The sequence below is a fragment of the Lichenihabitans sp. Uapishka_5 genome (assembly GCF_033947565.1).
Classification (GTDB): Bacteria; Pseudomonadota; Alphaproteobacteria; order Rhizobiales; family Beijerinckiaceae; genus Lichenihabitans.
Genome location: NZ_JARPVX010000133.1, coordinates 1 through 6,524, shown reverse-complemented (window position 1 = coordinate 6,524; position 6,524 = coordinate 1). Strand labels below are relative to the sequence as shown.

Here is a 6,524-nt window from a genome sequence, read left to right as displayed (position 1 = left end):
GATCGTGGCCTCGAGGTGCGTCTGCCCCGCGAAGGCCTGGGCTGAGCGGGCGAAGTCGATCGGCGCGCCCATCTCTCGGCTCACGGCCTGCGCAATCTCCTCGATGCGCTCATTGTAGAGCGCGAGAATGCGGCGGAGCAGCGCCAGGCGATCGTCGCGGCTAGTCTGGGCAAAGGCCGGAAAGGCCGCGCGGGCCGCTGCCACGGCTCGGTCGACGTCGGCCGCGCCGCCGGCCGCAATCGCCGTATAGGCTTCTTCGGTTGCGGGATCGATGACGTCGATCGTATCCCGACCGGCGGGCTCGACCCAGGCCCCGTCGATGAAGAATTGGCGATGATGGTGGTTCATGGCGAGGTTCCGGAGGTTGGCGACGTCAGGATCGGATGAGGGAACGGGCCGTGCCGGGACGGATCGCGGCGAAGACCGGAAGGCCGGGTGCTAAGGCTTCGGGAGCCTGGGCGCGCGGCACGTCGACGGTGAGCATCGGCCCATTGACGACCTGCACCGACAGGCGGAGCGAGCGGCCGTGGAAGACCACGTTGGACACGGTGGCCGAGGCGGTTTCCGGCCCCGGCTCCGTGCTTAGCGTGACGTCCTCGGGGCGGACCCCGAGGACCACGACGCCCTCGGCCGGCCCGGGAGTCGCGAGATGCAGGCGGAGCGGTCCGGCCTCGACCAGTGTTCCCCTTGTGGTGCGGCCCTCGATGAGGTTCATGGTGCCGATGAAGCCGGCCACGAAAGTGGTGGCCGGTGCGTCGTAGAGTTCTGCCGGCGAGGCGGCCTGCTCGATGCGGCCGCGGTTCATGACCACGATGCGGTCGGAGATCGACAAGGCTTCGGTCTGATCGTGCGTCACCATGACGAAGGTCGTGCCGAGCTTCGACTGGAGGCCTTTCAGTTCGATCTGCATCTGCTCGCGCAGGTGCGCATCGAGCGCCGACAACGGCTCGTCGAGCAGCAGCAGGCGCGGTTCGCACACGACCGCGCGGGCGAGCGCCACGCGCTGGCGCTGGCCGCCCGACAGCGCGCCGACGCGCGCCGCTTGCTTATCGGCGAGGCCGACGAGATCCAGCATCGCGGCCGTGCGCCGCCGCACCTCGGGCGTCGACAGGCGGCGCGTCGTCAGGCCGAATCCGACGTTCTCGGCGACCGTCATGTGGGGGAACAGCGCGTAATCCTGGAACACCGTGTTGACAGGGCGCTCATAGGCACGGGTTGCCGTGATATCGCGGCCGTCGAGCTCCACCCGGCCAGTCGTCGGCGCCTCGAAGCCCGCGATGATGCGCAGGCTTGTGGTCTTGCCGCAGCCCGAAGGACCGAGCAGGCTCAGGAACTCGCCCTGGCGGATGGTGAGATCCACGTTATCGAGCCCGAGAACGGCGCCGTCGTTGAAGCGCTTAGTCACGCCGACCAGGCGCAGCAGCGGCTGCCCCCTGGGCTCCGGCTCAGGCGCCATTGCGGACATCCAGCGGCTTCACGGTGTTGACCCAGACGATCTCGCACGGGACGGCGCCCGGGTTGCGGAAGGCGTGTGGCAGGGTGCTTTTAAAGGCGAAGCTGTCGCCCGCCTGGAGCCGCGAGGTCACGCCGTCGATCTCAAGGTCCACCTCTCCCGCCAGCACGAGGCCGAACTCCTGCCCGGGGTGCGCGTAAGCTGCCGCGGTGCCGCCACCCGGTTCCACCCGCACGGACAAACCCGTCAGCGCAGCACCGCTCGGCGACAGCAATTCCTTGCCGATGCCTTCTGACCAAACCGGCACGCCGCGCCGCTCGTCCCGGCGAACGACGTGAAGGTCGCACGCCAGGGTGCCGGCGTCATCGAGGAGGGCCTGGGGCTCGATCCCGAGCGCCCCCGCCAGCGGCCACAAGGTCTTCACCTTCAGCGAGGTGAGGCCACGCTCGATCTGGCTCAAGCCACCGATCGAGATCCCAGTCGACAGCGCCAGCTCGGCGAGCGAACGCCCGCGCCGCAACCGCAGCGCGCGGATGCGGCGACCGATGCGCAGATCGGTCGGATCGGCCGCCGAGCCTCCCTCGACATCCGCAGCGCTTCCTTCAACGGCGACGTCGCTCATGGGTGTTCGACGCCGCTGCGAATGACGGCGAGGGGCCGCGATCGGGAACGCGATTCAGCCACCCGCCTTCACCTTCTCGAACATCTTGGCTAGGCCGTCGCTCTGCTTCATCGGGCCGGTAAAGACGGTGGTCTTCAGCACGGTCTCGGGGTCGTCCGGCAGCTGCAGCTCCTGCAGCTTGTCCTTCGGCACGAGGTCGAAGGCGGCCTTGGAGGCGCTGCCGTAGCCGTATTGCTCGATCAAGCTCTTGCCCGAGGCCGGCTCGAGCCGGCTGTTGATGAAATCATAGGCGAGGTCGACGTTCTTGGAATCCTTGAGCAGCACCATGCCGCAAGCCCAGGTCAGCATGCCTTCCTTGGGCTTCATGAAGGTGACGGGCACGTTCTGCTTGCGGAGCGCAGTGGCGGAGGCGTTCCAGGTCATGGCCATCACGAGTTCGCCGCTCGCGAGCGACTGCTCGACCGAGGTCATGTCGGTGGTGTAGCCGCGCAGGAGCGGGCGCTGCTCGCGCAACTTGTCGGCGACCTTGTTCATCTCGGCATCGGTCATGTCGAACGGGCTCACGCCCGTCAGCAGCGCCGCCACCACGGGCGTGTCGTGGACGGCGTCGATCGTGGCCATGCGCCCCGCGTAGGTCTTGTCCCACAGGAGGTTCCAGCTCTGCTCGGGGTCCTTCACAAGGTCGGTGCGGTAGAGGATGGAGGTGTTGCCCCAATCCCACGGCACCATCCAGACCTTGCCGTCGCCGGCATCGATGTCGGGCAGCTTGCGGAACACGGGGAAGATCGCATTCCAATTCTTCAGCCGCTTGGTGTCGATCGGCTGGATGAGGTCTTCCTTCCGCCACCGGGCGATCTTGTCGTAGCAAGGGTGGGCGAGGTCGGGATGGAAGCCTGCCTTGACCTTGGTGAAGGCGTCGTCATCGTCGCCGAACGTCGAGGCATCGACAGCGCCCGGATGGGCGGCCAGGAAGGACTGGTTGAAGTCAGGCAGTTCATAGCCCGACCACGTGAAGTAGGTGAGCTTCTCGGCCGCGCCAGCCGGTAGGGTCAGAAAGGCCAGCGACGCCGCGGCGCCAAGGAGAGCTGAGGCAGGCTTCATCGGAAACTCCATCAGGTTTGCGGGACGAGGGGCGCCGGCGCGGCGCGACCGGCCGCGTGGGCGGCCCCGCGTCGGCGGATCAGTTCGGCCGCGGCGGCCAGCAGCACCGAGGCGAGCAGGATCAGCGAGCCGAGCGCCATCACGCTCGGCAGCGACTTCGGGAAGCGGAGCTGGCTCCAGATAAAAAGCGGTAGCGTGGGCTGCGTGCCGGCCAGGAAGAACGCGACGATGAACTCGTCGAAGGACGTCAGGAACGCCAGGGTGAAGCTCGACACCATGGCGGGGAGGCTCAGCGGCAGCATGATGCGGTGGAAGGTGTCCCATTCGCGCGCCCCGAGATCCATGGCGGCTTCCGCCAGATTGCCGGGCAACGCGGCGAAGCTCGCGCGCATGACCACGATCGTCGCGGGCAACGCCAGCACGGTGTGACCGAGCACGATGCTTCCTCGCGACGGCCCAAGCCCGGCGAGGTTGACCAGGATCAGCAGCGCGATCCCGATGATGACGCCCGGGATCAGGATTGGCAGGCGGAGCAGCGCCGACACCACGGCCGAAGCCCGGTTGGGCCGGCCGATCTCCGCATAGGCGGCTGCCGTGCCGATGAGCGTCGCCAGCCCGGCCGCTGTGAGGCCGACCATCATCGTGTTGCCGAGCGCCTCGACGAAGCGCCCGTCCGACCACAGCACGCGATACCACTCCGTCGTGAAGCCCCGCAGCGGAAACGAGGCCTGCGGAGCTGCGTTGAAGGAGAACAGCGGAATGAGCAGGATCGGCCCGTACAGGAACGCGACGTAACAGGCCACATAGGCCAGAAGCCAGGACGGGCGCCTCACGCGCGGCTCCCGAAGCGCCGGTCGGCGGCCTGCACGGCCAGCACCACGCACAGGATGATTGCGAGCGTCAGCACCGAGACCGCGGCCCCAAAGGGCCAGTCATTAGCTTTGCCGAACTGGGCCTGGATGATTGTGCCGATCATGGTGCTGTCGGGGCCGCCCACGAGCGCGGGCGTCACGTAATCGCCGACCGTCGGCACGAAGACCACCAGCGCCGCCGAAAGGACGCCCGGCATGGACATCGGCAGGATCACCCGCCGGAAGGTAGCCCAGGGGTGTGCGCCGAGGTCGGCCGCCGCTTCGCCCAAGTTGCGCGGGATGCGGTCGAGCGCCACGAAAATCGGCAGGACCGCAAAGGCCGCATAGGCGTGGGCCAGCGTGAGGATCACGGCGGCGGGCGTGTTGAGCAGCGCCATGATGGGCGTGCGAATGATCCCGAGTTCCAGCAGCGCCGAGTTCAGCACGCCGTTGTAGGCCAGCACAATCTTCCAGGCGAAGACGCGCAGCAGGTAGCTGGTCCAGAACGGCAGCGTGACGAGGAAAAGCACCAGTCCACGCCAGCGGCCGGCGTGGAAGGCCGCATAATAGGCGACCGGATAGGCGAGCACCACGGTGGCGGCCATCACTGCGCCTGCGATAAGGAGCGAGCGTCCGACGACTCTGGCATAGAGCGGGTCACTGATCGCCGTCACGATGTTGGCGACCGTGAAGCCCTGGCCGAGCAGTGACCCGTCGTTGTTCCGGAACCCGAGCAGGACGACGAGGCCGAGCGCGAACACCACCACGATAAGCCCGAGGAGCGTGCCCGGCGTGTTCAGAACAACGTCGAAGAGGCGTTGCGACGCGCGGCGCCGGATCGGTGCGGCAAGACTGCTCAAAAGCATCCTTCGGCGTGAATGAGCCTCATCGTTTTTCAAATTTGTGAAACTGTCAACTCAGCGTTGCAGTCCGTCGAGCATGCGGTACCAGGCCAGGGCAGCCGTGACGCCGAGATGGCGGAACCGATGAAACGGGATCGGTCGGATCGGGGTGATGGGGAGCGGCAGCGCATCGGCATCGCCCGCGTCCAGATACGACGCCAGTCGCCCCCCAAGCGCCGTCATCAGGCCGATGCCGCGGCCTTGGCATCCCAGCACGGCCACGAGCCCGGGTGCCGGCTCGTGGATATGTGGCAGATAGTCCAAGGTGATGGCGACGCGACCGAACCAGCGATGCGTGATCGGCAGGGCCTCTAAATGGGGGAACAGCCGCAGAGCGGCGCGCTCGAGATGATGCCAGTCCGCGGCGTGACGCGGCACGCCCAGGGTGCCGCGTCCACCGAGCACGAGGCGGCAATCGGCGCTTTTGCGATAATAGGTCACGATGCGGCGCGTATCCGACACGGCCTGACCGCCGGGAAGAAGAGCGTGGGCCACCTCGGGTCGCAGGGGGGCGGTCGCGATCTGGAACGAGTGCAGCGGCAGGACGGTGCGGGCCAGCCCCGGAATCAGCGCGTCCGCGTCGGCATTGGTGGCCACGAGGACCTTGCCGGCCTTCAGGTCGCCGACCGAGGTGGTCACCGACCAGCCATCCGCATCGCTCTCGACGGCGGTGACGCGGCAGCGGGACCTCAACACGACGCCTGCGGAAGCTGCAAGCCGGACAAGTTCCGACAGATAGGCGAAGGGTTGGATCGCACCGGCCCGCCGGTCGATCAGGCCGCCATGGTAGCCCCGGGCGCCGGTCAGCGCCTGGACGGCATTGCGGTCGAGGATGTCGACTGCTGCGCCCGTTTTGCGCAGGGCTTCGGCACGGGACTGGACGGTGCGGTATGCGGCTTCGGTATGGGCCGCCAGGATCCATCCCGTTCGGTTGTGCGGCACGCTCAGCCGCTCGTTTCGGATCAGATCGAACACGGCATCAGCGGTTCCGGCCGCGAACGCCGCGAGGGCCTCGCCACGCTCTTGGCCGAGCATCGCGATGAGCGCGGAGGGATCGTGCTTCAGACCCGGGATGACCTGCCCACCGTTGACGCCCGACGCTCCGCCCCCAAGGGGGCCCGCATCAAAGACCACGACCTTCATGCCCCGCCGCGCTGCATGTAGCGCCGTGGTCAATCCGAGGAAGCCGGCGCCAACGACGGCCAAGTCCGCCTGCGATGGCAGAGGGTCCTGAGCGAGGCCAGGTTGCTCCTCATCGTGCCAAAGGCACTCGCTTTCAAACGACGTCATACCAAAAGCTTGAGCTTTCACATCTGTGAAATCAAGTCGTACCAAGCATTAGCAGCAATTGGCGGTCACGGGATGATAATCGAAGCCTAACAGCCGAGAAGACGCCATCACGGAAGCCGAGCCTGCCTCCACGCCAGTGTGGGTCAACCGCACGCAGCCTGACTTCAGATCAGGCCATCTCTGACCCAAAGCGGACTGCCCGCTTCCGGCCAGTTTGAGCCGTAGAGCAGCCGGGCTGCATCGCGCCCATGGACGAACCCGCTCTCGCGGGAGGGCTTCCTGAGAGGAAGAGCACACCTGGAGAT

General features: G+C 67.1%; 7 protein-coding genes. All 7 read right to left on the bottom strand.

The annotated features are described in order from the left end of the window. On the bottom strand, nt 1-348 hold a 348-nt coding region (locus tag P7D22_RS21975; RefSeq protein ID WP_319936395.1), incomplete at its 3' end, for an aldehyde dehydrogenase family protein. Between the two features lie 25 nt (nt 349-373). Then, complete coding sequence (locus P7D22_RS21970) at nt 374-1,456, bottom strand: ABC transporter ATP-binding protein (protein ID WP_319936394.1); 1,083 nt, start codon at nt 1,454-1,456, stop codon at nt 374-376. Beyond that, entirely contained in the window at nt 1,446-2,075 is a 630-nt protein-coding gene (locus tag P7D22_RS21965; RefSeq protein ID WP_319936393.1) for a helix-turn-helix domain-containing protein, read from the bottom strand. Before P7D22_RS21965 ends, P7D22_RS21970 begins: the two co-directional genes overlap by 11 nt. 54 nt (nt 2,076-2,129) lie before the next feature. Next, entirely contained in the window at nt 2,130-3,176 is a 1,047-nt protein-coding gene (locus tag P7D22_RS21960; protein ID WP_319936392.1) for an ABC transporter substrate-binding protein, read from the bottom strand. Between the two features lie 11 nt (nt 3,177-3,187). After that, nucleotides 3,188-4,009, bottom strand: a complete 822-nt coding sequence (locus P7D22_RS21955; protein WP_319936391.1) for an ABC transporter permease — start codon at nt 4,007-4,009, stop codon at nt 3,188-3,190. Further along, the gene (locus P7D22_RS21950; protein ID WP_319936390.1) at nt 4,006-4,893 is read right to left on the bottom strand and encodes an ABC transporter permease; all 888 of its coding nucleotides are present in this window, start codon (nt 4,891-4,893) and stop codon (nt 4,006-4,008) included. Before P7D22_RS21950 ends, P7D22_RS21955 begins: the two co-directional genes overlap by 4 nt. A 51-nt stretch (nt 4,894-4,944) precedes the next feature. Beyond that, on the bottom strand, nt 4,945-6,219 hold the full coding sequence (locus P7D22_RS21945; protein WP_442916130.1) for an NAD(P)/FAD-dependent oxidoreductase: 1,275 nt from the start codon (nt 6,217-6,219) through the stop codon (nt 4,945-4,947). Between the last annotated feature and the right edge of the window lie 305 nt (nt 6,220-6,524).

Excerpts from the sequence above, each read along its gene's own strand:
- P7D22_RS21970 (WP_319936394.1), bottom strand. The coding sequence starts at position 1,456 with ATGGCGCCTGAGCCGGAGCCCAGGGGGCAGCCGCTGCTGCGCCTGGTC.
- P7D22_RS21965 (WP_319936393.1), bottom strand. The coding sequence starts at position 2,075 with ATGAGCGACGTCGCCGTTGAAGGAAGCGCTGCGGATGTCGAGGGAGGC.
- P7D22_RS21960 (WP_319936392.1), bottom strand. The coding sequence starts at position 3,176 with ATGAAGCCTGCCTCAGCTCTCCTTGGCGCCGCGGCGTCGCTGGCCTTT.
- P7D22_RS21950 (WP_319936390.1), bottom strand. The coding sequence starts at position 4,893 with ATGCTTTTGAGCAGTCTTGCCGCACCGATCCGGCGCCGCGCGTCGCAA.
- P7D22_RS21945 (WP_442916130.1), bottom strand. The coding sequence starts at position 6,219 with ATGACGTCGTTTGAAAGCGAGTGCCTTTGGCACGATGAGGAGCAACCT.